This window comes from Aestuariibaculum sp. M13 (assembly GCF_024723255.1).
Taxonomy (GTDB): domain Bacteria; phylum Bacteroidota; class Bacteroidia; order Flavobacteriales; family Flavobacteriaceae; genus Aestuariibaculum; species Aestuariibaculum lutulentum.
Genome location: NZ_JANIAC010000005.1, coordinates 345,838 through 371,174, shown reverse-complemented (window position 1 = coordinate 371,174; position 25,337 = coordinate 345,838). Strand labels below are relative to the sequence as shown.

Genomic DNA, 25,337 nt, shown 5'->3' with positions numbered 1-25,337 from the left:
TTAAGATGTCTCGTTCTAACTCGGCTTCTTTTAATGCCTTTTTCAATCGAGATATCTCTTTTTCTTCATCGGTCATTTTAGGATTACCACGGCCAGGGAAACTGTTGTTACCGTAATCTTTTAACTCCCTACGCCAACGGTAAAGTACTGATGGAAATATATCCAAGTCTTCACATACTTGTTTTACATTGCCTTTGGCATAACTTAACTCGACTGCTTTTTGTTTAAATTCTAAGGTGTAATGTTTAGATTTTCTTCTCATAATTGCTAAGATAAAAACTAACTAACATTTTCTCTCATCTTTATGTCCAGTCTAATATAGGAAGTCCATTGTAAAAATGAAGATGTTTATAGAACAGCAAGACAATGGTTTGATTGGTTAATTGATGAAGTTGAGAAACAAAGTAAAGAATGGGCTTTAATAGTTCCAAAAGCACTAGGTGGTTTACCTCCCGTTATTTTAAATGGAAAAATTCAAATATTATACAAAGGGTCGCTTCCAAAACAAGAATTATTAGATTTAAAATTCACAATATCTAATCAAAGAATATTTGAAATATTTGAGGGAGCAGCTTTATATGATGATGCCGAATTCGTGTTTATAAGAGAAATTGTTCAAAATTCTATTGACGCAACAAAAATCCAAATATGGAAAGACATTTGCAGTGGAATCTATGACTTCATTATAAGACCCCATTTAAAAAATATATATCCAAATATAGGCGATGACTTTGATGTAATTCCAAATATTAAATTCCCTGATGATATCCCTCAAGAAATTTACGGAAACTATCCTATTTTACTAAGTGTTGACTGGGATGAAAATGATTCAAACCTATTGACTATTACGTGTAAAGATAATGGAACTGGAATATCTGAAGAAAATTTAATTCGAATGACGAGAAAGGTTGGAGAAAGTAGAAAACTTGACAAAGCATTCCTTGACATTAAGGACAGTTTGCCCTTTTGGCTAAAACCAACGGGAGCTTTTGGAATCGGCCTCCAATCATTATTCATACTTACAGATAGTTTTACTATTCAAACCAAAGCAGAAAATGAGACGCCTAAAGAAATAATTTTCAGATCTGCAAAAAAGCAGAACTACTGCTCCATCCTTGATAAAGAACCTCTTATAAAAAAAGGAACAAGATTAATCCTAAAAATAAATAAAGAAAGATTCGCCGAAATATTTAAAAATTCATTCTCTTTTGAAATAATAGACTCATATGATTACTATACGGACAATAAAGGAAGTATATACCTTTACAAAATGCATGATTACTTATTAAGCGAATTAAGTAATATTGAATTCTTAAATATTAACTTTCTTGAGGATGGCTTAATTAAAACTGTTAAACAAAAATCTACAACACAAGATTTAACACTTGTTGACTCAAAAATAAACATTGAACAAACTAGTAAAATAATCTCGTATGAAACAGAAAATTCGCTTCCCTTTATAGTATACGAATCTGGATTTATTGGAACTGAAATATTTTTTAATTTTATTAGTTCATTTGAATCTGTTGACTTAGAATACCGACAACCTCACTACAAAAACTTATACTATGTTAGGGATATACCTGTAAAGGATAATACTTACGGTTTTTACAAATCCAATTATTTTGGGTTAATGTGGAATTTACTTAGCCCGAAATCAGATAAAATCTTAAGCCTCTCAAGAAACAAACTTATAAGCAAAACAAAGAATTCATTGAATTCAACATTGTTGTACGATATATTTCCAATTGTAATTACAGAAATTAAAGATCTGTTTGAGAAAAATTATGGAAAATACAAAATGGATGAATCTTCAAAATCTTGTGTTTATTTTCATATCATAATGTCATGTATAATAAATGATAATCCTAATGTAGAAATTAAACACAACTTGCTGAATAATTTAAAAATACCTACATTACTAATTGAATCTATAACAAATAAGGATGAGGAAATCAATGCAAAAGACTTTTTTAATCTAGAGAAATTAATTGTTGTTTCTGGAAATTCTTCTGGCGGTTCTAAAGAACGTAACTTCCAAATTAAACAAACAGTTTATGAATCACTAAAAACAGACTGTGAAAAAGAAAATGTAGATGCAATAGTCTGGGCTAATCAATACTTTGACATATACCTTCGTTATAATTATGAAATAAGTAAAATATATAAAAAAAATAACTCGGGGACAGTTTACATTTTAACAAAAAAGACATTGCATAAAATTGAACCTGTAAGTGTTGATGACGAAACTAGATCTCAGATATTAAAGCATCTAGTATCCAATCGTTATGCTTTAGCTAACAGACAAAATATTTATTCAATAAGTCCTTATTGCAATATCCTCTCTGTTAAAAATGTATATTTAGGTGGATTTGAGCATTTCCCTTATTTATCGTCACATTCTATAGTCTCGCCATTTAAAAACAAAAGGCAGGTAGATTTTGTTATTGAAAAATTAGATAAAGTAAAATTAATTGGAACTAAACTAATTGAATATATTAAAGATGAAATTATAGACATATTAATAACACCTAAATTAATCAATCACATTAAAGAAAATAGGGTGTTTTTAGATGAAGATATTGATAATGGTAAAATTAAAAGTGAATATGCAAAACTTATTGCTGACTTGTATAAAACTATTAAAACTCAACAAAAATGAGTATTGAAGAAGAAATAAAAAGCCAATACTCCAAAGTTTTTGAAAAATCGGACTGGAGAACATTTAAATTAATGGCCGACTTCTATTTCGAAAATTCCGCTAAAATCTTAACAAAAGACATTTCTATTCAAGAACCTTATAAACTTATGGCAAGAAATATCCAAAAAAGGTTATTCATTGGTATTGGAACAGAATTACTCTTAAAAGCTCTATTTTTAAAAAACAATTACTGCATAAATAAAGTAAAAAAACAGTCTCCTTTTAACCCTAATAAACCAACAAAGTTTAAAACAATAATTGATTCAAATCAATTAAACCCACATGACACCTATTCACTGAATTCCCTAATTGATAATATTTTTGAAATTATCACTCCAGATAACAAATCAGATTTTGAAAAAGGTTTGAAAATAGCAAAAGTTTTCAGAAATAAAGAAGGGCATGTGGCAGTTCTTTGGCATAAAATCAATAGGCAAAATTACACTGATATAGAAAATTCTGTTAAAGTAATCTATAAAAAAGGATATAATGAAATTTTAGATTTTAAAATATCATTTCTAAAAGGAGAAAAAGCAAACTTTTCAATTAAATAAACTAAAACTATGACAACAGAAGATTTAAATAAATTAAAAGAAGACTTAAATGCATTAAAAATTAAATCAATTGAAAAAAATAAAGCTTCCAAAAAAGATCAGGAAACCATTGAATTACAGATACAAATTATGACAAATAATATGATTAAAAACTATAATTTAATTCATTATGATGGAGGTATTAAAATGGAATCCTATAAAACTAAATTTTTTATTCATGATGTAGAAATGATCATTATCGATCAAGAGAATGAAACCAATGAATAAAGAGTAACTTCGAAAATCAACATTAATTTTATAAATTTTGTGCAAATCAAAAACAAGAAAGGCTCCCCATATTTGAGAAGCCTTTAAATACTTGTGATCGCGACAGGATTCGAACCTGTGACAGTCTACTTAGAAGGCTATAAACACCTCTTAAACTATCCTTAAACTAACCACATTTGATCCTATATAATGATTCTGTTTAATTTCTTCCCTTTTTAGTACATCTTTTAATTTCCCCATATCTTTACTTATTTTCTTTTCAATCACCCTAGCATATTTTTGAGTGGTTGATAATTTAGTATGACCCAAAAGTTTTGATACCGTTTCAAAAGGAACATCATTAAGCAAAGTAATTGTTGTAGCGAAAGTATGCCTAGCTACATGAAAGGTTAAATGCTTATTAATTCCTACGACTGTTGCAATGGTTTTTAAATATTTATTAACCTTTTGATTTGATATAACCGGTAAAAGCCTGTTTTGGTTAACTTGGTTTGGATAATGACTATAACGCTCTAAAATTTCGTTGGCTTGGGGTAATAAAGGCACTTTAACCGTAGTTTTAGTTTTCTTTCTTTTAATATCTATCCATAAATCACCATCAACACCCTCAACTATATCTTCTTTTTTAAGTAGTTCAACCTCGGTATAGGTTAAACCTGTATAGCAAGAAAACAAAAACAAATCTCTAACAAGAAGCAATCCTGATTCCTTCAGTTTAACAACTTTTAGTTTATTCAGTTCTTTTATTTCCAAAAAAGCACTATCATAATCATCATACTTTAACCCGTATAAATTAAAAGGGTTTGCTGTAAAACATCCAAATTTAACCGCAATGTTTACGAGCTTCTGAAACCGTTCCATATGTTTCATTACCCCATTATTATTTAAAGGCTGTGAAGATCTAAGTGGCTTACATGTTCTTAGGTAGTTTTCAAAATCTACTATAAAGAGATAATCTATAAATTGTAATTGAATATCTGAAGTTTTATATTGATGCTCAATAAATCGCTTAAGATACTTTTCTGTTGCTCCATAGTTTTTTAAGGTGCCTTGAGATAGTTTTGGAGCTTCAACCTCTTTGTGATACCTTATAATGTCCGATAACTTTTCAAAGGTTTTGTCTTTTCCTAAATAACGAAGTTTAATTTTTTGAGACGTAATCGGGCGACCTTCACCGTACAGTTGTCTATGGCAATCCATTAAATCAGCATAAACATCATCTAAATACATGTTTATACTCTGCGCACCTTTAACCCTTGGATTAAGTCTTGAGGATTCTGAACACCAATGAGATTCAAAGGTTGTACGCTTAATACTGATATCTGATCCAACACCATCCACACGAATACGTGCATAAATTGGAATTTGTCCGTCACTTTTGATTGCTGTCTTTTTCAGCCAAAAGCCAATACTAAATGATTTTGTGGTTTTCATTACATTTCACTTTAGTTAAACAATGATTAAAGTGAAAGTCAAATCTCTGGAAAGTCCCGTAGGAAAGACAATTTACGAAATTCATTTGAATTAAATAGGACACCCTATAGGACATCTTTAGCATTGAATTCAAATGATTTCAATTGAAACTAAAAAATATTAAACTCCTGAAAATCATTTATTTAATATTTATTTAGTTTTCAATATTTCAATTTTGTCGGGGTGGCAGGATTCGAACCTGCGACCTCCTGCTCCCAAAGCAGGCGCGATAACCGGGCTACGCTACACCCCGAGGTGTATGTTATATTTCTTTAACCGGTATTCTTAAAAGAAATATTTAATTTGCGGAGAGACAGGGACTCGAACCCTGGCGACAGTTACCCGTCGACAGATTAGCAATCTGCTCCATTACCACTCTGGCACCTCTCCTAAACTTTTAATTATGAACTTCGCAAAAGTTATTCGTTTTTGCGGTTGCAAATGTAAGCGATACTTGAGATTCTCACAAACATTTTTTGCACTTTTTTTTGAAAATTATTCAGGATATTCGATTCTCAAATGGTAAATATTTGCAAGCTTGCGTTTTAGCACTTTTTTTATTTTTTGAATTTCTTTAAAAGTTATGTCCGCATTTAAAAATTGGCCATCTTCAATCTGCTTATCTATGATGTTTTCAACAAAAGCATCAATTTTTGTTGAGGTTGGTTCCTTTAAACTTTTGGAAGCGGCCTCGATACTATCACACATCATAAGAATGGCTGTTTCCTTACTGAAAGGTTTTGGTCCCGGATAACTAAAATCAGTCAAATCTGGTTCTCTTCCTGTTTCCTCGAATTCCTTTTTCTCTTTCATGTAGAAATAATAAACCAGATTCGTTCCATGATGCGAACGTATAAAATCGATAACGCGATCGGGCAAATTATTCTTCTTGGCTATTTCAATACCATTAATCACATGATCTATAATAATACGAGCACTTTCCTTTGGAGACAACTCATCATGCGGATTAATCCCTGTCGATTGATTTTCGGTGAAATAGGTTGGATTTTTCATTTTACCAATATCGTGATATAAAGCTCCTACCCTAACCAGCATGGCGTTGGCATGAATTTCGTTTGCTGATACTTCTGCCAAATTTGCTACATTCAAAGAATGATGAAATGTTCCCGGTGCTTTATTGGACAGCTCTTTTAGCAATTTAGAATTCGTATCAGACAGCTCTAAAAGCGACACGTCTGACACCAGACCAAAAATACGTTCGTAAGCATAAATTAATGGCTGAACAAACAAAGTAGCTAATCCACCTAAAAGAAACCATTTAAACATTTCCCACTTGATGGTTTCAATGCTTCCTTCGTGAATTAAGAAAAAGGCAAAATAAGCCACGATATAAATCAAAGTGATCTGTCCTACAGAAATAAACAAGTTAGCGCGTTTATAAAGCTCTGAAACCGTTAAAATGGTAACGATACCCGCTATAATTTGAAGAAAGGTATACTCATAACTATTCGGAACAATAAAACCTAAAAGTAAGACAGTAATAACATGCGTAAACATACCCAATCGAGCATCGAAAAAGGCTTTTAAAATAAGTGGTAAAATACAGATAGGAACCACATATACAAACTCTGAATTGTAATTTACAACAAGCGTCGTCATAAACACCATCAAGAACACATTAAAGAAAATAAAGGTTACTTTGTTATTGTTCTCAAAAACTTCAACACGGTATTTTCTTAAGAATAGCAACAGCATCAACAACGCCAAAGCTACAAGTAGCGTATATGCAAAAATAATCCAGTTGTAATTAGATTTGGTCCAGACTTGCGACTCGTATTCCGATTCAAGTGATTTCAAAACCTGATACTTATCTCCCTCAATAACTTCTCCTTTTGAAATAATCAAGGTTTCTTTTTCTATACTTCCTCGTGTATAAGCTATTTTCCCTAACTCTTCCTCTAAAGCTTTATCGGTAAACGATTTATCGAAGGTTAAGTTCGGTTCAACAATATCAAAAAACAGCGATGTAAAATTCGTTTTATAAGCTTGAAGCTCCCTGCTTTCTAAAACTTTACTAATAATGGGACTAACAGCATCCAGCTTAATTAAATCGCCAAAGAAACCGTCTTGCTTTTTTGTACGATCTGCTAATAAAGTAATAATTCTGGTGTCGGCATAATCGTAAGATTCATTAAGAATACCATAACTATAAAGTTCGTCAATGATATCTATTCCGGCATTATAAACCGTTTGAAATGCCTTTACCGGCAAAGAATCTGTAAAGACTTTTTTAAACTGCTCCTTGTATAAGTTTTTTACTTTAGATTCAACCGAATTATCAATATCAAAATACAATACCGAATTATCAATAATATTCTGTTTTTCAAAAGCAATTTCTTCATCTGTCTTTTTTATCGCAAAATCGAATGGTGCATATAAATTTTCAGACTGCCAGGGTTTTCCTTTTTCAAAATTATATCTGAATTTTCCGCTTTTCGGAAACAGATAAACAATTAAAAACGATGTACACAAAAACAGTAACCCTTTGTAAATCAAGGAGTGGTTTTTGTAGAGTTTATTTATTAAGTCTTTCATTTAAAGTGATAAGTAAATCAAATGTAATAAAATTATAAACTTCAATAACTTTTATAATAAATGAATCCTTCCCCTATTTACTAAAAAATGATTAATTTCGCAGGTAATAAGACAAACAGTAAATAATGAATAAAGAAGTTGTAATCGTTTCTGCAGCCAGAACCCCTATTGGTAGCTTTTTAGGGGCTTTATCTACAGTTCCAGCACCCCGATTAGGTGCCATTGCCATAAAAGGCGCTTTAGACAAAATTGGTTTAAAACCCGAGTTGGTAGATGAAGTGCTAATGGGTAATGTGGTACAGGCAGGAACGGGTCAGGCACCAGCCAGACAGGCAGCTATTTATGCCGGAATCCCCAATACTGTACCTTGTACAACAGTTAATAAAGTATGTGCAAGTGGTATGAAAGCTGTAATGCAAGGTGCTCAGGCCATCGCCCTTGGTGATGTCGAAATTGTTGTTGCCGGTGGTATGGAAAACATGAGTTTAATACCGCATTATTTACATGCAAGAACAGGTACTAAATTCGGACCTGCAACTTTAGTTGATGGCATGCAAAAAGATGGTTTGGTTGACGCTTACGACGAACACGCAATGGGTGTTTGTGCTGATGCTTGTGCCACTGAATACAACTTTACACGCGAAGAACAAGATGCTTTCGCTATTCAATCTTATAAACGTTCTGCCGCAGCATGGGAGGCTGGAAAATTTGGTAACGAAGTGGTTCCTGTTGAAGTGCCTCAGCGTCGTGGTGATGCGCTTATTGTTTCAAAGGATGAAGAATACACCAACGTAAATCTGGATAAAATTCCACAGCTACGTCCGGCATTCACAAAAGAAGGAACAGTAACAGCTGCAAATGCCTCAACCATAAATGATGGCGCTGGCGCTGTTATCTTAATGAGTAAAGACAAAGCTATGGAGTTAGGATTAACACCTCTTGCTACTATAAAAAGCTATGCCGATGCCGCTCACGAGCCAGAATGGTTTACAACTGCTCCTGCTAAAGCACTTCCTAAAGCACTGAGCAAGGCAAATATCAGTATTGATGATGTAGATTATTTTGAGTTTAACGAAGCATTTTCTGTGGTTGGTTTAGCTAACATGAAACTTCTTGGTCTTAACGATTCTAAAGTTAACGTCAATGGCGGTGCCGTTTCTTTAGGACATCCACTGGGATGTTCGGGCGTTAGAATCATTATTACATTATTAAATGTCTTAGAACAAAACGATGCTAAAATTGGCGCAGCTGCTATTTGTAACGGTGGCGGTGGCGCATCTGCAATTATTATAGAACGTAATTAAGTTTAATGCAATACGGAATTTGTAATTTAAGCATTGTCCCTTTAAGAAGAGAACCTTCAGATGCCAGCGAACTTGTTTCTCAGGTATTATACGGTGACTTTTTTAAAGTGTTGGAACAACGCAAAAACTGGAGTAAAATAAGATTATCTTTCGATAAATATGAAGGTTGGATTGATAGCAAACAGTATGTAGAAATATCTGCTGAAGCTTATAACCACCTGCAACGCGAAACACCAAGATTATCGATAGATTTAGTTGAATTTATTGAAGACCCGCAACACCAGTTGCACCCCATTTTACTGGGATCATCATTAAATGGGTTATCACTATTAAATCACACTCATGACGGCAATACGGTTTCTGGGAAAATTTCAAAAAACAACCTTATAGAAACTGCTTTCCTATACTTAAACTCACCGTATTTATGGGGAGGAAAAACACCATTTGGAATAGACTGTTCCGGATTTACACAAATGGTTTACAAGCTTAACGGCTATAAATTATTACGTGACGCTTCGCAACAGGCTACACAAGGCGAACCTTTAAGTTTTATTGAAGAAAGCGAACCTGGTGATTTAGCATTTTTTGATAATCAGGAAGGTGTTATTACCCATGTAGGATTAATTATGAGCGATAATTACATTATTCATGCCCACGGAAAGGTTAGAATTGACCGATTAGATCATACGGGAATTTACAACGTCGACAAACGCATGCACACCCATAAATTAAGGGTCATTAAAAAGATTATATAAAAAAAAGCCGCAATTTAATTGCGGCTTTTTTGTGTTTGTATCTGAATGAATTAGTTTCCTTCTAATTCAGCTACTTTAGCTTGCATTTCTTTATGCTTATCTGTTTCACCAAGAATACTGTAAATATTCATTAATGTTTTAGCTGCGTTGATGTTTTGATTATCAATAGCCAAGGCTTTTTCTAAATAAGGCACTGCTTCACGGTAAAGATCCTGACGTTGCTGTCTTAACTCATCATAACGTAAATCGTCCTTTTTAGAGCTCCCTAAACCATTCATTTCTTTAATAATACCTTCTTCTTTTGATAATACTAAAGCTGAAAGGTTGATATATGCATTAACGTAATTAGGATCTAACTCGATTGTTTTTTCATAATACCCTTTAGCTTGTTCAGTTTCTCCAGATTCTGAAGCAATAACTCCTAAGTTATACTGTAACTCCGGGTTAGCTGGATCCATTTTAGTCGCTTGCTCTAACAACGCTTTAAATTTCTCAGTGTTCCCCATTTTGTAGTGAACATTAGCTTCTGTTAAAATCAAATTAACATCGTTAGGGCTTTGCGCTCTTGCTGCAGCCATAGCTTCAATCGCTTTTTCGTTATCACCTTTATTCACATAAATAATAGCGATATTTTTTACGATTTCTGGCTCTTTAGATTCTGTAGTACGATCACCTGGGTTACTATGAGATTTTGCTTTAACCGAAATATCACGCATGTTTTTGTTTTCGAAAACTTCTTCTTTATTTGTCTCAACATTAGTCGCGAAATACTCTGTTTTAATACCTGTATATCCTAAATCTCTTAATTCTTCATAGATACTTAAAGCTCTGTCGAAATCCTGAACATTAATTGCTGTAGCCGCTGCGTAATATAAGAACAAGGTGTCCTTTGTACTTAATCGGTAAGCTTTCTCAAAGTATTGAGAAGCTTTAGCATAGTCGTTACCTTCGTAAGACTCATTTCCTTTAGTTAGTAAAGAATTAATCATTTGTTGCTTTAATTCTGTACTTTCGGCTGAAAGAGCCCCATCAATGTTTCCTAAGCTTTTTATAGCTTCATCAATATCGCTTAAAGAACCTGCTCCTCCTGCATAAAGGGTTTGAGCATATAAATAATAATATTCTGCTTTATACTTATCCTCTAAAGGCATATAAGCTTCAACCTGCTTAAGAGCAGATTTGGCTTCAGCATAATTAGTTCCCTTAATAGCTTTTTCCGCTGCCTTCAATTCTTTCTTTTGTGCAAATGAAAGTGCACTAACCGAAAACGCTAAAGCTACAATAATCTGTTTTTTCATTTTTGTTTTATTTAATTATCATTGTTATTCTCTTCAGTTGTGTTGATATCAAGAGTTGTGCCACCCTCTATACCTTCACCATTTTGAGCATCTACAACGCCTTCTTCGGTTTCCTGCTCTTCTTCGTGCATTACTTTCGCAACAGCAGCAATAGAATCTTTTCCTTTAAGATTAATAAGCTTAACACCTTGGGTTGCTCTACCCATAACACGCAGATTGCTAACTTCTAATCGAATCGCTATTCCAGATTTATTGATAATCATTAAATCATCGTTATCTGTTACGCTCTTAATAGCAACAAGCTGTCCTGTTTTTTCTGTAATAGAAATGGTTTTAACTCCTTTACCACCTCTGTTTGTAATTCTGTAAACTGGTTCTCCATCTTCCGGATCATCAATATATGTACGTTTACCATATCCGTTTTCAGACACTACAAGTACCGATTCCTCCTGTGGGTTTTCAATGGTTACCATACCAATTACTTCGTCTCCTTCATGAGCTAAAGTAATACCTCGAACCCCTGAAGCACTACGACCCATCGGACGTGTTTTAGCTTCCTCGAAACGAATAGCCTTACCAGATTTCAGCGCAAGCATAACCTGGCTGTTTCCTGTAGTTAAACGTGCTTCTAGTAATTCATCATCTTCCTTAATAGTGATCGCATTGATACCATTTGTACGCGGACGAGAATATTGTTCTAAAGATGTTTTCTTAACCTGACCATTCTTAGTCGCCATAATAACATAATGACTGTTGATGTAATCTTCATTCTTTAAATCCTGCGTACAGATGAACGCCATAACTTTGTCGTCCTGCTCGATATTGATAAGGTTTTGAATGGCACGCCCTTTAGAAGTTTTACTTCCTTCCGGAATTTCGTAAACGCGCATCCAGAAACATTTTCCTTTTTGCGTGAAGAATAACATGTACTGGTGGTTCGTTCCTACAAATAAATGCTCTAAGAAATCTTCATTACGTGTTGTTGATGCTTTTTGCCCAACACCTCCTCTATTTTGAGTTTTGTATTCGTTAAGCGATGTACGTTTAATATAACCAGCATGCGAAATAGTAATGACTACTTGCTCATCTGCAATCATATCCTCGATACTTAAATCACCACCAGCGTACTCGATAATTGAACGACGCTCGTCTCCGTATTTCTCTTTTACAACTTCAAGTTCTTCTTTAATAATATCCATACGACGTTCTTTCTTGTCTAGGATATCTTTTAAGTCTTCAATTGTTTTAAGTAATTCGTCATATTCTGAACGTAATTTATCTTGCTCCAGTCCTGTTAACTGACGCAGACGCATCTCAACAATGGCTTTCGCTTGAATTTCAGAAAGTTTGAAGCGTTCTATTAAACTTGCTCTCGCCTCATCTGCATTTGAAGATGCTCTGATGATAGCAATAACTTCGTCAATATTATCTGAAGCAATAATTAAACCTTCTAAAATATGAGCACGCTCTTCTGCTTTACGCAATTCGTATTGCGTTCGTCTTACAACTACTTCATGTCTGTGCTCTACGAAATGATAAATTAAATCTTTTAAGTTTAATAATTCCGGACGTCCTTTTACCAACGCAATGTTATTAACGCTAAAAGACGATTGTAACGCCGTGTATTTGTATAATTTATTTAAAACGATATTTGGAATCGCATCGCGTTTAAGTACGTAAACAATACGCATACCGTTTCTATCAGACTCATCACGAATGGTTGAAATACCTTCAAGCTTTTTCTCGTTTACCAGATCAGCAGTTTTTTTAATCATTTCTGCTTTGTTTACCTGATAAGGAATCTCTGTCACAATAATACATTCGCGACCTTGAACTTCCTCGATATTCGCTTTACCACGAAGTACTATTCTTCCACGTCCTGTATGGAATGCTTCTTTAACACCATCATAACCGTAAATGGTTCCTCCTGTTGGGAAATCTGGTGCTTTTATGTGCTTCATTAACTCATCAACTTCAATGCTGTTATCATTAATGTAAGCAATGGTTCCATCTACAACCTCAGACAGGTTGTGAGGTGGCATATTTGTTGCCATACCTACAGCAATACCAGATGCTCCGTTAACTAAAAGTCCTGGAATACGCGTTGGTAAAACCGTTGGTTCCTGTAATGTATCGTCGAAATTTAATTTATGATCTACTGTTTCTTTGTCGATATCTGCTAACATATCTTCAGATATCTTACGCATACGTGCTTCGGTATAACGCATTGCTGCAGGACTATCACCATCTATAGATCCAAAGTTCCCTTGTCCGTCTACCAACATATAACGTAAACTCCATTCCTGAGCCATACGCACCATGGTATCGTAAACAGAGCTATCACCGTGCGGGTGATACTTACCCAAAACCTCTCCTACGATTCTAGCTGATTTTTTATATGCTGTATTAGATTTAACACCAAGCTCATGCATACCAAACAATACACGTCTGTGTACCGGTTTTAATCCGTCTCTAACATCTGGTAAGGCACGTGACACAATGACTGACATTGAGTAATCAATGTAAGCCGATTTCATCTCATCTTCAATATTAATAGGGATCAATTTTTCTCCTTCTGCCATAAATATTTAATTAAGTTTTATGTGTTTTTCAAAACACGCTAATATAAGTATTTCGCCAATCACGGCCTGACTTTTTCTTGTGTTTTTTCGTATTTTTATTAACAATTTTAACACTTTTTTTAGTTAATAAAAATGATTAGCTAAATTTTGATTTTATGAAGTTTTTTTTGTCAATTAGCAACTTTCACACATTTTAGGGTATAGTTTTTGCCTTTAGTAAAATGTTTTAGTATTTTTAATGCAGAAAGGAAATAATTATGGATGATAATTTTTCACCAAGAGTAAAAGACGTAATTGCCTACAGCAAAGAAGAAGCGCTTCGTTTGGGTCATGATTTTATTGGCACCGAACATTTGATGCTTGGGTTATTACGCGATGGAGACGGTAAGGCTATAAATATTCTAAACGCTTTAGATGTGGATTTAAATCATCTAAGACGAAAAGTTGAAATATTAAGTCCTGCGAACCCTAATATTGCGGCAGCTACAAACCAAAAAAAGAACCTGCACCTTACTAGGCAAGCAGAACGCGCGCTAAAAACAACCTTTTTAGAAGCTAAACTGTTTCAAAGTTCTTCTATCAACACTGCACACCTTCTACTGTGTATTTTAAGAAACGAGAACGACCCCACTACCAAGCTTTTAAATAAGCTAAAAATTGACTACGATAATGTTAAAGAACAATTTAAATTTATGATTACAAACGATAATGAATATATAGAGCCAAAAGCAGAATCGTTTCAAGATGATACGAGTTCTGATGATGATGCGTCAAAAGACATTTTCAACAGCCCAACAGGTAAAACCAATAAGAAATCTAAAACACCTGTTTTAGACAACTTCGGTCGCGACCTTACCGCTTTAGCCGAAGAAGGCAAACTAGACCCTGTTGTTGGTAGAGAAAAAGAAATTGAGCGTGTATCGCAAATTTTAAGTCGTCGCAAAAAGAACAACCCGCTTTTAATTGGTGAACCCGGAGTTGGTAAATCTGCCATCGCCGAAGGTTTAGCGCTTAGAATCATTAAACGAAAAGTGTCCAGAATTCTTTTCAATAAACGAGTGGTGACTTTAGATTTGGCAAGTTTAGTTGCCGGAACCAAGTACCGTGGACAGTTCGAAGAGCGTATGAAAGCCGTTATGAACGAGCTAGAAAAAAATGACGATGTTATTTTATTCATCGACGAAATTCATACCATTGTTGGCGCAGGTGGTGCAACCGGAAGTCTAGATGCTTCCAACATGTTTAAACCTGCATTGGCTAGAGGTGAAATTCAATGTATTGGTGCTACTACACTTGATGAATACAGACAGTATATCGAAAAAGATGGTGCTTTAGAGCGTCGTTTCCAAAAGGTAATTGTGGAACCTACAAGTGTTTCTGAAACCATTGAGATTTTAAATAATATTAAAGCAAAATACGAAGAACACCATAATGTGGATTACACTCCTGAAGCTATTGAAGCCTGTGTGAAATTAACAAACCGTTATATGACGGAGCGTTTCTTACCAGACAAGGCAATCGACGCTTTAGATGAGGCTGGTTCACGTGTTCACATCACAAACATCGAAGTTCCTAAACAAATTATCGAGCTTGAAAAACAGCTTGAAGCTATTAAGGAAACCAAAAATGCTGTGGTAAGAAAACAGAAATACGAAGAGGCTGCTAAGCTTAGAGATGATGAAAAACGTATTGAAAAAGAGTTAGCTGTTGCACAGGAAAAATGGGAAGAAGACACCAAGCAGCATCGCGAAGTGGTTACTGAAGAAAACGTTGCCGACGTCGTTTCGATGATGACTGGCATTCCTGTAAACAAAATAGCGCAAACTGAAATTAATAAACTTGCCGATTTACCAAACTTAATTAAAGGTAAAGTTATTGGTCAGGATGAAGCAGTTGCTAAAGTTGTAAAAGCCATTCAGCGTAATCGTGCCGGACTTAAAGATCCGAATAAACCAATTGGTTCATTTATATTTTTAGGTCAGACGGGAGTTGGTAAAACACAGTTAGCCAAAGTGTTATCCAGAGAGTTATTTGACAGTGAAGATTCATTAATTAGAATCGACATGAGCGAATACATGGAGAAATTTGCCATCTCTAGATTAATTGGAGCACCTCCAGGATACGTGGGTTACGAAGAAGGTGGTCAGTTAACTGAAAAAGTTAGACGTAAACCTTATGCTGTAATTTTATTAGACGAAATCGAAAAAGCACACCCTGATGTATTCAACATGTTACTTCAGGTGCTTGACGATGGGTATTTAACAGACAGCCTAGGTCGTAAAATCGATTTCAGAAACACAATCATCATTATGACTTCAAACATTGGAGCTCGTAAACTTAAGGATTTTGGTACTGGAATCGGGTTCGGAACATCATCGCAAAAAGCTCAGGAAGACGCCAATGCGAAGAGTGTTATTGAAAACGCACTGAAAAAATCGTTTGCTCCTGAATTCTTAAACAGAATTGATGATGTCATCATGTTTAATGCACTTGAAAAAGAAGACATCAACAAGATTATAGATATCGAATTAAGCAAACTTTTAGTTCGTATTAAAGATTTAGGATACATCTTAAAACTAAGTGATAAAGCTAAAGATTATATTGCTGAAAAAGGCTTCGATAAACAATACGGTGCTAGACCTTTAAAACGTGCCATCCAAAAATACATTGAAGATGCACTTGCTGAAGAAATAATCACTTCTCATGTTGAAGAAGGTGATACCATTGCTATCGATTTAAACGATACAACTCAGGAATTAGATATCAGTATTCAAAAAGCTGAAAATAATCCAACAGAATCATAATTTGATTCTCTTTATAAAAACAAAAGCCCGAAATTTACTTTCGGGCTTTTTTATGTTTATTAATTAAGCTTATTTCATATCAACTTCTTTTGGTACTCTAAACAAGAGTACAATCCCTGCAAAAAAGAATATAAATAAAAACAACACGGCATTACGCATACTTCCGGTAAACTGTGCTACAAAACCGTACAAAAATGTTCCAATGATAATACCTATCTTTTCAGCAACATCGTAAAAACTAAAAAACGACGTCGTGTCTTTAGTTTCCGGAAGAAATTTAGAATATGTCGATCTTGATAACGCTTGAATTCCACCCATAACAATACCCACAAAACCGGCCGCGATATAGAAATCCACTGGCGTGATAACGTAATACGCATACACACAAATTATCGCCCAAATCACATTAATTCCTATTAAGGTTTTTATGTTTCCAAACACTTTTGAAATTCTCGCTGTAACTACAGCCCCTAAAATAGCAACCACTTGAATCACCAAAATACTTACAATTAGTCCCATAGTACGTTCAGCATCGGTTCCCCAGGCGATTTCTTCTTCACCAAAATAAGTAGCGATTAACATAACCGTTTGAACTGCCATACTATACACAAAAAAGGCGCCTAAATAACGCTTCAGTTTTACATTGTGAGCCAATTGATTCCAAACTAATTTTAATTCTTTGAAACCGTTTAAGATGATATTCTTCTTCGGACTTTCAGTTCCCTTTTTGTTTCCTTTTGGCAAATAGTAAAATGAATACTGACTAAAACCTATCCACCAAATGCCTACAGAGATAAATGAATATTTCATAGCCTTAAATGAAGCTTCATTTTTAACATCTTCTAATGCCTCTTTTATTATTTCTACATCTCCAGATTTCATTATATCCTCAGATATGCTTAAATCAAATCCAAAAAATTCAGGAAACATTATCATCATTAAGTTTATACCTAATAAAATTACGCTTCCTATATAGCCTAATGAAAATCCTTTTGCACTAATTTTATCTTGTTGATTGATGAACGCTATATCCGGTAAATACGAATTATTAATAGCAAAACTTACCCAAAAACCGACTAAGCCAAAAAAGTAACACGCCAGACTGAAATAAATATGCTCCAATGAAAACCAATATAAACCTATACATGAAACACCACCCAGATAACAGAAAAACTTCATGAAAACCTTCTTATTTCCTAAATAATCGGCAACTCCAGAAATCAAGGGTGTTACAATAGCTATAAAAACGAAAGCCAAGGATGTGGTGTAACTAATTAAAGGTGCTCTTGAGATTTCACCTCCAAATACTGATACTTTTTCTATGTCTGCAATTCTAAAAAGCGCACCATAAAAAATAGGAAATATAGCCGATGCGATAACTAAACTATAAACCGAATTTGCCCAATCGTAAAAAGCCCACGCATTTAATAGTTTCTTACTTCCTTTTTCTAATTGCTTCATAAAGTAACCTTAATCGTTTTTAAATAAAAAAGACTGCTCAAAACGAGCAGCCTCAAAGTAAACAAATATTTTTAACTTCTTCTTGATGAAATTTTACTTAAATGACGTCACCCCAAATTTAGCGGCTTCCGCTTTTGCTTTAGGTGCCAATGCTGTTAAGTTAGCAATACGCGATTCATTTGACGGGTGTGTACTTAACATTTCTGGTGGTGCCTCACCGCCTAGCGCATTCATGCGTTTCCATAATTCTGCTGCTTCATCTGGATTATAACCGGCTATAGCCATTAAATATAATCCAATCTCATCAGCTTCTGTTTCATGCGAACGACTAAAAGGCAACATCACACCTACCTGAGAACCAACGCCGTAAGCCTGATTGAAAATATCTAACGACTTCTGATCTCCAGATAAGGCTACATTTCCTGCCAATGCCACACCTTGCTGAACATAAGCTGCACTCATACGCTGCTGACCATGGTTTGCCAATGCATGAGCTACCTCATGTCCTACTACTGCCGCCAAACCTGCTTCAGATTTAGTTACCGGTAAAATCCCCGTATACACTACAATTTTACCTCCAGGCATACACCAGGCGTTAACCGTTTCGTCATTCACTAAATTATACTCCCATTTATAATCATTTAAATAGCCTTGATATCCATTAGCATCTAAATAACGTTCGGCAGCTTTTGCAATCTTTTGTCCTACTCGTGTTACCATATTAGCATCGGCTGTACCGGTAACAACTTTGTTCTCTGATAAGAATTGATTGTATTGTGCAAAAGACGTTGGAAATAATTGATCGTTAGAAACAAACGCCATCGTTTTCTTTCCTGAAAATGGATTTGTAGCACACGAAAGTACAATCGCGGCTACTCCTGTAGCTATAAGTGTTTTTTTCAGTTTCATCGTAATTTGGATTAAATATGGTATAAAAGTACAAAAATTGTACCTTTCTCTTTTTAGACGCTTTCAATTTTTAGAAGTCACTTAAACAAATAAAAATTATACACAAGACTTCTGTTATTTTTAATCATCTCCTTCGACTGATTTTCTGTAAAAACACATCAGCTCATGAAAAATATATTGCTTCTTACCTTATCTATTGTTTTATTCAGTTGTAACGGCAACGCTCAAAAAGAAAGCAAAATCAGCTATAAAGTTTCTAAAACAGATACTGAATGGAAACAACAATTAACTGAACGGGAATACCATGTGATGCGCAATTCTGGAACAGAGCCTGCCTTTTCAAGCCCCTTAAATAAAAACTACGAAAAAGGGACTTATGTTTGTAAAGCCTGCAATACCCCGCTTTTTAAAAGCGCCAATAAATTTGATTCAGGAACAGGATGGCCAAGTTTCGATCAGGAAATAAAAGGCAATGTTGCTTACTCTAACGACTCGCATTCTATATATGGAACAGAAGAACATTGTGCTACATGTGGGGGTCATTTAGGACATGTGTTTAACGACGGCCCCAGAAATACCACAGGAAAACGCCATTGTATTAATGGTGTGGCATTAAAATTTATTCCTGAGAAGAAATAAAACCCTAATTTTAACCTATGGAAAGTTATTTAACCAGTATTATTAAGCAGTTTGAATACTACAAAAGTTTGGGAGACAAAACCTTTAATCAGCTGACTTTTGATGAAATTTCCTGGCAAAGTAGTGAGGACTCCAATAGTATTTCGATTATTGCCAAACATATGGTTGGCAATATGTTAAGCCGCTGGACTAATTTTTTAGCCGAAGACGGCGAGAAATCGTGGCGCAATCGAGAAGATGAATTCATTGCTTCTTACACCTCAAAAGAAGACATGATTGCATCCTGGGAAAGTGGCTGGCATTGTTTATTTAAAGGGATTACACCACTAACAACTCCAGATTTAGAAACTATTATTTACATTAGAAATGAAGGACATACGGTTTTAGAGGCCATCAATCGGCAATTAGCACATTACTCTTACCATATTGGCCAAATTGTATTTTTAGGAAAATTATTAAAAGGTGAAGACTGGGAATCTTTATCAATTCCGAAAGGCCAATCTTCAACATATAATACTAAAAAATTTAATCAGGAAAAATCAAGAAAGCATTTTACCGATGATTTATAAAAACAGCCTTCAAAATTTAATTTTGAAGGCTGTTTCATTCTCGTAATCTTTTTTAATCCATTAAAGCTTTCATGGTGTAATATCCTATTTCTCTAACAATCATGCCGTCATCATTAAAATTATGAGTCAACATCATTGGTAGCACAAATTTCTTATCGTCTTTTTTACGCGTCATTCTAACTTTCCACCAGGATTGCACGACTTTGCCTCCCCAAATTTCGTACTCTAAATAATCTGGATAACCCACCACATCAATAGCATCAATAGTCCAGTCTTCCAGCATTTTTGTAAAGCCTTCTTTCTCTTCGGCTAAAGTATGAGTTTCGCCATCAGCCATATCTAAATTCGAAAATTTAGCATTTTCGGTGAAGTAACTAAAGCCTTTTTCTACATCGGCATTTTCAAGCGCACTTACCATACGACGTACTTTATTTATGTATTCGTGCTCATTATAAATTGTACCATTTGTTCTTACGTCTCGTGCCTGACCAATAGCATCAAACACAGTACCATCGTCATAGGTAATCACCATCTTAATTTTGTTATCATCATTTATAACAAATAACCTGTGGAGTTGCATATTTAATTTCACCCCCGTTTTGTCGTGAACACCTTTTAAATAATCCCAGGTTTGCACCCACAACCCCGATTCTTTATACTCCAAGGCATCAGGATAGGCTCCCTTAGCTCGTTCAATACTTAAATAAGAGGTGTTATTTTTCCAAAAGGCCACTTGTTTTAGATATCGGCTTTTATCGACGCCTTCGTTATCGGGGTCTGTATTCATACCATTATAGGCCTTAAAATCGTCTGCTAAATAACTGGCAACTTTAACAGTATCGCCTTCCACAAAAGCCTTAGTCATGTCTTCTACAACTTTAATGGCAGGATGTTCAATGTAAATAGTTCCGTTTTTTTTTGTCTGAGAGTACATGATGAGTGAGGGTACCATCATGCAGATAATAGCGAGTTTTTTCATTTTGAATAAATTTTTGGTTAATTAATCTTTTTAAATTTACTCAAAATAACTGATAATAAACAGATTACATGACTATATTTCATTTCCTACCAATGAAATAAGAAAAAACAGAAATTAGAATTTCGACTTTAGAGTCCTTTTAAATGGTGTGATAATTAATCTGGCTTCTCTATCGAAACGCACATAATTATAAACCCAGTTAATAAAAACAACCATTCGGTTTCTAAATCCTATAAGAAAAAACAAATGCACAAACATCCAAACATACCAGGCAATAATACCTTGAAATTTAAACTTTGGTAAATCGACTACTGCTTTATTTCTACCAATAGTTGCCATAGCTCCTTTGTCTTTATACTCAAAAGGTTTCATTGACTTTCCTTCAATTAAGCGCAACAGATTTTCGCCTAATTGTTTTCCTTGCTGAATAGCCGGCTGCGCCATCATTGGGAATCCCTCAGGGTGTTCTACAGTTTCCATGAAAGCGACATCTCCTACTGCAAAAATATGATTGAACCCTTTTACCTGATTAAACTCATTAACCAAAATTCGGTTTCCTCTGGTTATAAATTCAGAAGCATCCAAACCTTTTATGGTTGCTCCTTTCACACCTGCTGCCCAGATTAAGGTCGCAGTCTCAAAAGTTAAATCGGAATTTGTTGTTACCGTTTTCCCGTCGTAATTGGTTACACGTACATTTTTCCAGATATGCACACCAAGTTTTTCTAAAAAGTCTTCCGCTTTAGCTGATGCCTTATCACTCATCCCCTTTAACACACAATCGCCAGATTGAATGATGTGAATTTGAGCCATACGTGTATCTAAATCGGGATAATCTTTAGGAAGAATCCCTTTCTTAATTTCCGCCAATGCACCCGCCAACTCTACTCCTGTTGGTCCGCCGCCAACAATTACGAAATTCATAAGGGCATTACGTTCATTTAAATCTGAAGTCAATAAAGCATCTTCAAAATTTTCAAGAATTAAACTCCTTAAATTTAAAGATTGTGGTATGGTTTTCATCGCCATACTGTTCTTTTCTATTTCAGTATTTCCGAAATAATTGGTTTTAGAACCTGAAGCGACCACCAAATAATCGAATTTTAAAGTTCCGATATCGGTGATTACTTTTTTAGCTTCTGTATTTATTTCTTCAACATTTGCCAGTCTAAAATGAAAATTAGGGAAGTCTTTTAGAATTTTACGAATAGGATAAGCTATAGAATCTGGTTCCAGTCCGCCGGTAGACACCTGATATAGTAATGGTTGAAACGTGTGGTAATTATGCTTATCTAACAAAACCACCTGTACTTCCTGCTTTGATAACTTTTTTGCCAACGATACGCCTGCAAAACCACCACCTATAATTACAACTCGGGGAAAACTTGTTCTGGGTATGTTCATATAGTAAATCTTACTAACAAAGGTAATAAAAGATACAAATTTAATGGGTTCTAAATTCTTTATATGAATAAGGTTTCGTAAATTCGTAGCCGGAAAAATAACGATTAAAAAAATCTCATGAGTAAATACGATATTATTGTTCTTGGAAGTGGTCCTGGTGGTTATGTAACGGCTATTAGAGCATCGCAGTTAGGTTTTAAAACTGCCATTGTTGAAAAAGAAAACCTTGGTGGTGTATGTTTAAATTGGGGATGTATTCCAACCAAAGCGTTACTAAAATCTGCCCAAGTATTTGAGTATCTTAAGCATGCTGAAGATTACGGACTAAAAGTTAAGGAAGCAGAACACGATTTTGATGCCGTTGTAAAACGTAGCCGTGGTGTTGCGGAAGGCATGAGCAAAGGTGTTCAGTTCTTAATGAAAAAGAATAAAATTGATGTTATTAACGGTTACGGAACTCTTAAACCTGGTAAAAAGGTTGACGTAGACGGAACTGAATATAGTGCAGACCATATTATTATTGCAACCGGAGCACGTTCTCGCGAATTACCAAGTTTACCACAAGACGGTAAGAAAGTAATTGGATACAGAGAAGCAATGACTTTACCTGAACAACCAAAGAAAATGATTGTTGTTGGTTCGGGAGCTATTGGTGTGGAGTTTGCATACTTCTACAATTCTATGGGAACTGAAGTAACTATTGTTGAGTACTTACCAAACATTGTTCCTGTTGAAGACGAAGATGTATCTAAACAATTAGAGCGTTCATTCAAGAAAAGCGGAATTAATATTATGACATCTGCTGAAGTAACTAAAGTTGATACTTCTGGTGATGGTGTTAAAGCTACTGTAAAAACAGCAAAAGGAGAAGAAGTTTTAGAAGCAGACATTATTTTAAGTGCTGTAGGAATCAAAACAAACATTGAAAACATCGGTTTAGAAGATGTTGGTATTGTTGTAGACCGCGATAAAATATTAGTAAACAGTTTCTACCAAACTAACATTCCAGGTTATTACGCAATCGGAGACGTTACTCCTGGTCAGGCTTTAGCACACGTAGCTTCGGCTGAAGGTATTTTATGTGTTGAAAAAATTGCTGGACAACACGTTGAAGCTTTAGACTACGGAAATATTCCTGGTTGTACTTACGCTACTCCTGAAATTGCAAGCGTTGGTTTAACTGAAAAACAAGCAAAAGAAAAAGGATACGAGGTTAAAATCGGTAAGTTCCCATTCTCAGCTTCAGGAAAAGCAAGTGCTGGCGGAAACAAAGACGGATTTGTAAAAGTTATTTTTGATGCAAAATACGGTGAATGGTTAGGTTGCCATATGATTGGTGCTGGTGTTACCGATATGATTGCTGAAGCTGTTGTTGCCAGAAAATTAGAAACTACAGGTCATGAAGTATTAAAAGCAGTTCACCCTCACCCAACTATGAGTGAAGCGGTTATGGAAGCTGTTGCTGCGGCATACGACGAAGTAATTCATATCTAATACAGACTTTTTAGATAAGTCAGAAAATTAGGTTTTTAGATACAAAAAAGGTTCCAGTGTTTTACTGGAACCTTTTTTTATTTCTTTAAAATTTTAATTTAGACCCAACGGTAAATGATTCTCTTGAACCAGAAGTGAAATCTGTTTTTATGAGATTATCATTTGAAAGTCTATAATTAAATTGAACATTTAATATCAAATTATTTGTAGGCTCATATTCAATACCAAAGTTTGCATTTAATGAAGGCGAATCAATACCAGTCATTCAGTCCTTAAACAACATTAAATTCGCACCACTAAACAACTTCCACTTTTCGCTTAATTTTATCCTTAACAAAACTGGCAGTTCAAATTTTGAATAGATCCCAAAATCAACTGTTTGTGCCTTATGAAGAATATTCAGATTACTGTTAATTCTGAAAATATTAAAATCATTGGTTAATTCAAATGTAGAACTACTATCTTCAATAGAGGTTTTACTTTGTAAATTCTGCCCATTTAATTGTAAAACTCCAATAAAAGCAAATAAATGAAGTGTTAGTTTTTTACTCATAACTTAAATTCAACACCTAACGACATCATATCAATATTGGGTCCGACATCAACTGAAGAATCCATATTGAACAGCCTATAGGCTAACACTATATCAGTATTTTTAAAAAGTTCATATTGAACTTTAGGAGCAAAATAAAAACCACTGGAATAAGGATGAGAATCTATTGCGAATGCATATCCAAAATCTAAACCCAAGGTTAACTTTTCAGTAAAATTAAACCGGCTGCTTAACGCTATTGGAAGCATTTTAATATCACCTCTTCTTGAAACCTTTAAACCAGACAAGTCATATTCATCACTTTTGAACCAATAAGACATTCCAGTTGTAAAACCAAAATCTAAATTCTTATTTATATTCACTAAATAAGTTGCGTCAAGAGCGAGAGCAAAATTATTTACTCCACCATTCGATCCTAAACTTGTTGCGACTTTTAATTCTTGAGCTTGTAATTTAATTAATCCTAAAAATAGGAATAATAGCAGTAAGTTTCTTTTCATGATTGATTTGTTTTATGATTAATAACACAAACCTAAGAGTAAATCATGTTAAAAAACTCACAATACAATCATAAATAAACTACAATTTAAAGTTAAACAGAACTAAATATAACTTTGAATAGCTAACTCATAACTTTGCAAACCAAAACCTAAAATAACTCCTTTGGCATTAGGAGAAATATACGATTGATGTCTGAATTCCTCTCGACCAAATGTATTAGAAATATGCACTTCTACAACTGGTGTTTCAATGCCTTTTATAGCATCCCCTATACCTATTGATGTATGTGTATATGCTCCGGCGTTTAAAATGACACCATCGTAACTAAAACCTACTTCGTGCAGTTTATTTATAATTTCGCCTTCAACATTAGATTGGTAATACTCTAATGTTACACCTTCATATTTCTCTTTAATGGTATCGAAAAACTCGGTAAACCTTAAACTGCCGTAAATGGCTGGTTCGCGTTTTCCTAATAGGTTTAAATTCGGACCATTAATAATAATTAGCTTTTTCATTTAAGTTTATGTCGTA

At 34.5% G+C, this 25,337-nt stretch carries 21 protein-coding genes and 2 tRNA genes; 9 read left to right on the top strand and 14 right to left on the bottom strand.

What is annotated here, in order from left to right; all coding sequences use genetic code 11:
- On the bottom strand, window positions 1-262 hold a 262-nt coding region (locus NO995_RS17065; protein WP_258228011.1), incomplete at its 3' end, for a transposase.
- Window positions 263-595: 333 nt separating this feature from the next.
- Here NO995_RS17065 and NO995_RS17060 point away from each other — a divergent pair.
- From NO995_RS17060 to NO995_RS17050, 3 genes are read left to right on the top strand one after another with little or no spacing between them, the layout of a single operon-like run.
- On the top strand, window positions 596-2,662 hold the full coding sequence (locus tag NO995_RS17060) for an ATP-binding protein (protein ID WP_258228542.1): 2,067 nt from the start codon (window positions 596-598) through the stop codon (window positions 2,660-2,662).
- Window positions 2,659-3,255, top strand: coding sequence for a hypothetical protein (locus tag NO995_RS17055; protein WP_258228541.1), 597 nt, complete (start codon window positions 2,659-2,661; stop codon window positions 3,253-3,255). The genes NO995_RS17060 and NO995_RS17055 overlap by 4 nt, the downstream gene beginning before the upstream one ends.
- Window positions 3,256-3,264: 9 nt before the next feature.
- Window positions 3,265-3,522 carry a hypothetical protein gene (locus tag NO995_RS17050; RefSeq protein ID WP_258228540.1) on the top strand — a complete coding sequence of 86 codons (258 nt, stop codon included), beginning with the start codon at window positions 3,265-3,267 and terminating at the stop codon, window positions 3,520-3,522.
- Between the two features lie 150 nt (window positions 3,523-3,672).
- On the opposite strand, the gene NO995_RS17045 is transcribed toward NO995_RS17050, so the two are convergent.
- The 4 genes from NO995_RS17045 to NO995_RS17030 all read right to left on the bottom strand — a co-directional run bounded on the left by NO995_RS17045 (window position 3,673) and on the right by NO995_RS17030 (window position 7,551).
- Window positions 3,673-4,956, bottom strand: coding sequence for a site-specific integrase (locus NO995_RS17045; protein ID WP_258228539.1), 1,284 nt, complete (start codon window positions 4,954-4,956; stop codon window positions 3,673-3,675).
- A gap of 217 nt (window positions 4,957-5,173) precedes the next feature.
- A tRNA-Pro gene (locus NO995_RS17040) sits at window positions 5,174-5,248 on the bottom strand.
- Window positions 5,249-5,301: 53 nt separating this feature from the next.
- Window positions 5,302-5,385: transfer RNA gene (locus NO995_RS17035), tRNA-Ser, on the bottom strand.
- A gap of 105 nt (window positions 5,386-5,490) precedes the next feature.
- Window positions 5,491-7,551 carry an HD family phosphohydrolase gene (locus tag NO995_RS17030; RefSeq protein WP_258228538.1) on the bottom strand — a complete coding sequence of 687 codons (2,061 nt, stop codon included), beginning with the start codon at window positions 7,549-7,551 and terminating at the stop codon, window positions 5,491-5,493.
- Window positions 7,552-7,676: 125 nt separating this feature from the next.
- Between NO995_RS17030 and NO995_RS17025 the strand changes: the two genes are divergently transcribed.
- Window positions 7,677-8,855, top strand: coding sequence for an acetyl-CoA C-acyltransferase (locus NO995_RS17025; protein ID WP_258228537.1), 1,179 nt, complete (start codon window positions 7,677-7,679; stop codon window positions 8,853-8,855).
- 5 nt (window positions 8,856-8,860) lie between these two features.
- Window positions 8,861-9,610, top strand: a complete 750-nt coding sequence (locus tag NO995_RS17020) for a C40 family peptidase (protein ID WP_258228536.1) — start codon at window positions 8,861-8,863, stop codon at window positions 9,608-9,610.
- Between the two features lie 50 nt (window positions 9,611-9,660).
- Here the strand turns inward: NO995_RS17020 and NO995_RS17015 are convergent, their stop codons facing one another.
- Window positions 9,661-10,908 carry a tetratricopeptide repeat protein gene (locus NO995_RS17015; RefSeq protein WP_240573089.1) on the bottom strand — a complete coding sequence of 416 codons (1,248 nt, stop codon included), beginning with the start codon at window positions 10,906-10,908 and terminating at the stop codon, window positions 9,661-9,663.
- Between the two features lie 11 nt (window positions 10,909-10,919).
- Window positions 10,920-13,490: a DNA gyrase subunit A gene (gene gyrA, locus NO995_RS17010; protein ID WP_240573090.1), complete on the bottom strand. Its 2,571-nt coding sequence runs from the start codon at window positions 13,488-13,490 to the stop codon at window positions 10,920-10,922.
- Between the two features lie 257 nt (window positions 13,491-13,747).
- Between gyrA and NO995_RS17005 the strand changes: the two genes are divergently transcribed.
- Window positions 13,748-16,294 (top strand): ATP-dependent Clp protease ATP-binding subunit, encoded by a 2,547-nt coding sequence (locus NO995_RS17005; protein ID WP_240573092.1) that lies wholly within the window; start codon window positions 13,748-13,750, stop codon window positions 16,292-16,294.
- Window positions 16,295-16,363: 69 nt separating this feature from the next.
- On the opposite strand, the gene NO995_RS17000 is transcribed toward NO995_RS17005, so the two are convergent.
- Together NO995_RS17000 and NO995_RS16995 are read right to left on the bottom strand one after the other, a co-directional pair.
- Window positions 16,364-17,755 (bottom strand): MFS transporter, encoded by a 1,392-nt coding sequence (locus NO995_RS17000; RefSeq protein ID WP_258228535.1) that lies wholly within the window; start codon window positions 17,753-17,755, stop codon window positions 16,364-16,366.
- Between the two features lie 93 nt (window positions 17,756-17,848).
- Entirely contained in the window at window positions 17,849-18,664 is an 816-nt protein-coding gene (locus tag NO995_RS16995; protein ID WP_258228534.1) for a M48 family metallopeptidase, read from the bottom strand.
- A gap of 165 nt (window positions 18,665-18,829) precedes the next feature.
- Between NO995_RS16995 and msrB the strand changes: the two genes are divergently transcribed.
- Both msrB and NO995_RS16985 read left to right on the top strand, forming a co-directional pair.
- The gene (gene msrB, locus NO995_RS16990; RefSeq protein WP_258228533.1) at window positions 18,830-19,303 is read left to right on the top strand and encodes a peptide-methionine (R)-S-oxide reductase MsrB; all 474 of its coding nucleotides are present in this window, start codon (window positions 18,830-18,832) and stop codon (window positions 19,301-19,303) included.
- Window positions 19,304-19,320: 17 nt separating this feature from the next.
- Window positions 19,321-19,872 (top strand): DUF1572 domain-containing protein, encoded by a 552-nt coding sequence (locus tag NO995_RS16985; protein WP_258228532.1) that lies wholly within the window; start codon window positions 19,321-19,323, stop codon window positions 19,870-19,872.
- A 52-nt stretch (window positions 19,873-19,924) separates the two neighbouring features.
- Here NO995_RS16985 and NO995_RS16980 read toward each other — a convergent pair whose 3' ends face one another.
- Window positions 19,925-20,851 (bottom strand): nuclear transport factor 2 family protein, encoded by a 927-nt coding sequence (locus NO995_RS16980; RefSeq protein ID WP_258228531.1) that lies wholly within the window; start codon window positions 20,849-20,851, stop codon window positions 19,925-19,927.
- 114 nt (window positions 20,852-20,965) lie between these two features.
- Window positions 20,966-22,255 carry an NAD(P)/FAD-dependent oxidoreductase gene (locus tag NO995_RS16975; protein ID WP_258228530.1) on the bottom strand — a complete coding sequence of 430 codons (1,290 nt, stop codon included), beginning with the start codon at window positions 22,253-22,255 and terminating at the stop codon, window positions 20,966-20,968.
- A 117-nt stretch (window positions 22,256-22,372) separates the two neighbouring features.
- Between NO995_RS16975 and lpdA the strand changes: the two genes are divergently transcribed.
- Window positions 22,373-23,749 (top strand): dihydrolipoyl dehydrogenase, encoded by a 1,377-nt coding sequence (gene lpdA, locus NO995_RS16970; RefSeq protein WP_240573102.1) that lies wholly within the window; start codon window positions 22,373-22,375, stop codon window positions 23,747-23,749.
- A 265-nt stretch (window positions 23,750-24,014) separates the two neighbouring features.
- On the opposite strand, the gene NO995_RS16965 is transcribed toward lpdA, so the two are convergent.
- From NO995_RS16965 to aroQ, 3 genes are all read right to left on the bottom strand, one after another.
- The gene (locus NO995_RS16965; RefSeq protein WP_258228529.1) at window positions 24,015-24,302 is read right to left on the bottom strand and encodes a hypothetical protein; all 288 of its coding nucleotides are present in this window, start codon (window positions 24,300-24,302) and stop codon (window positions 24,015-24,017) included.
- Window positions 24,299-24,802: a hypothetical protein gene (locus NO995_RS16960; protein WP_258228528.1), complete on the bottom strand. Its 504-nt coding sequence runs from the start codon at window positions 24,800-24,802 to the stop codon at window positions 24,299-24,301. Before NO995_RS16960 ends, NO995_RS16965 begins: the two co-directional genes overlap by 4 nt.
- Window positions 24,803-24,904: 102 nt before the next feature.
- Window positions 24,905-25,321, bottom strand: a complete 417-nt coding sequence (aroQ, locus tag NO995_RS16955) for a type II 3-dehydroquinate dehydratase (RefSeq protein WP_258228527.1) — start codon at window positions 25,319-25,321, stop codon at window positions 24,905-24,907.
- Window positions 25,322-25,337 lie beyond the last annotated feature (16 nt).

Coding starts and splice junctions, on each gene's coding strand:
- NO995_RS17055 (WP_258228541.1), top strand. CDS start 2,659: ATGAGTATTGAAGAAGAAATAAAAAGCCAATACTCCAAAGTTTTTGAA.
- NO995_RS17050 (WP_258228540.1), top strand. CDS start 3,265: ATGACAACAGAAGATTTAAATAAATTAAAAGAAGACTTAAATGCATTA.
- NO995_RS17045 (WP_258228539.1), bottom strand. CDS start 4,956: ATGAAAACCACAAAATCATTTAGTATTGGCTTTTGGCTGAAAAAGACA.
- NO995_RS17030 (WP_258228538.1), bottom strand. CDS start 7,551: ATGAAAGACTTAATAAATAAACTCTACAAAAACCACTCCTTGATTTAC.
- NO995_RS17025 (WP_258228537.1), top strand. CDS start 7,677: ATGAATAAAGAAGTTGTAATCGTTTCTGCAGCCAGAACCCCTATTGGT.
- NO995_RS17020 (WP_258228536.1), top strand. CDS start 8,861: ATGCAATACGGAATTTGTAATTTAAGCATTGTCCCTTTAAGAAGAGAA.
- NO995_RS17015 (WP_240573089.1), bottom strand. CDS start 10,908: ATGAAAAAACAGATTATTGTAGCTTTAGCGTTTTCGGTTAGTGCACTT.
- gyrA (WP_240573090.1), bottom strand. CDS start 13,490: ATGGCAGAAGGAGAAAAATTGATCCCTATTAATATTGAAGATGAGATG.
- NO995_RS17005 (WP_240573092.1), top strand. CDS start 13,748: ATGGATGATAATTTTTCACCAAGAGTAAAAGACGTAATTGCCTACAGC.
- NO995_RS17000 (WP_258228535.1), bottom strand. CDS start 17,755: ATGAAGCAATTAGAAAAAGGAAGTAAGAAACTATTAAATGCGTGGGCT.
- NO995_RS16995 (WP_258228534.1), bottom strand. CDS start 18,664: ATGAAACTGAAAAAAACACTTATAGCTACAGGAGTAGCCGCGATTGTA.
- msrB (WP_258228533.1), top strand. CDS start 18,830: ATGAAAAATATATTGCTTCTTACCTTATCTATTGTTTTATTCAGTTGT.
- NO995_RS16985 (WP_258228532.1), top strand. CDS start 19,321: ATGGAAAGTTATTTAACCAGTATTATTAAGCAGTTTGAATACTACAAA.
- NO995_RS16980 (WP_258228531.1), bottom strand. CDS start 20,851: ATGAAAAAACTCGCTATTATCTGCATGATGGTACCCTCACTCATCATG.
- NO995_RS16975 (WP_258228530.1), bottom strand. CDS start 22,255: ATGAACATACCCAGAACAAGTTTTCCCCGAGTTGTAATTATAGGTGGT.
- lpdA (WP_240573102.1), top strand. CDS start 22,373: ATGAGTAAATACGATATTATTGTTCTTGGAAGTGGTCCTGGTGGTTAT.
- NO995_RS16965 (WP_258228529.1), bottom strand. CDS start 24,302: ATGAGTAAAAAACTAACACTTCATTTATTTGCTTTTATTGGAGTTTTA.
- NO995_RS16960 (WP_258228528.1), bottom strand. CDS start 24,802: ATGAAAAGAAACTTACTGCTATTATTCCTATTTTTAGGATTAATTAAA.
- aroQ (WP_258228527.1), bottom strand. CDS start 25,321: ATGAAAAAGCTAATTATTATTAATGGTCCGAATTTAAACCTATTAGGA.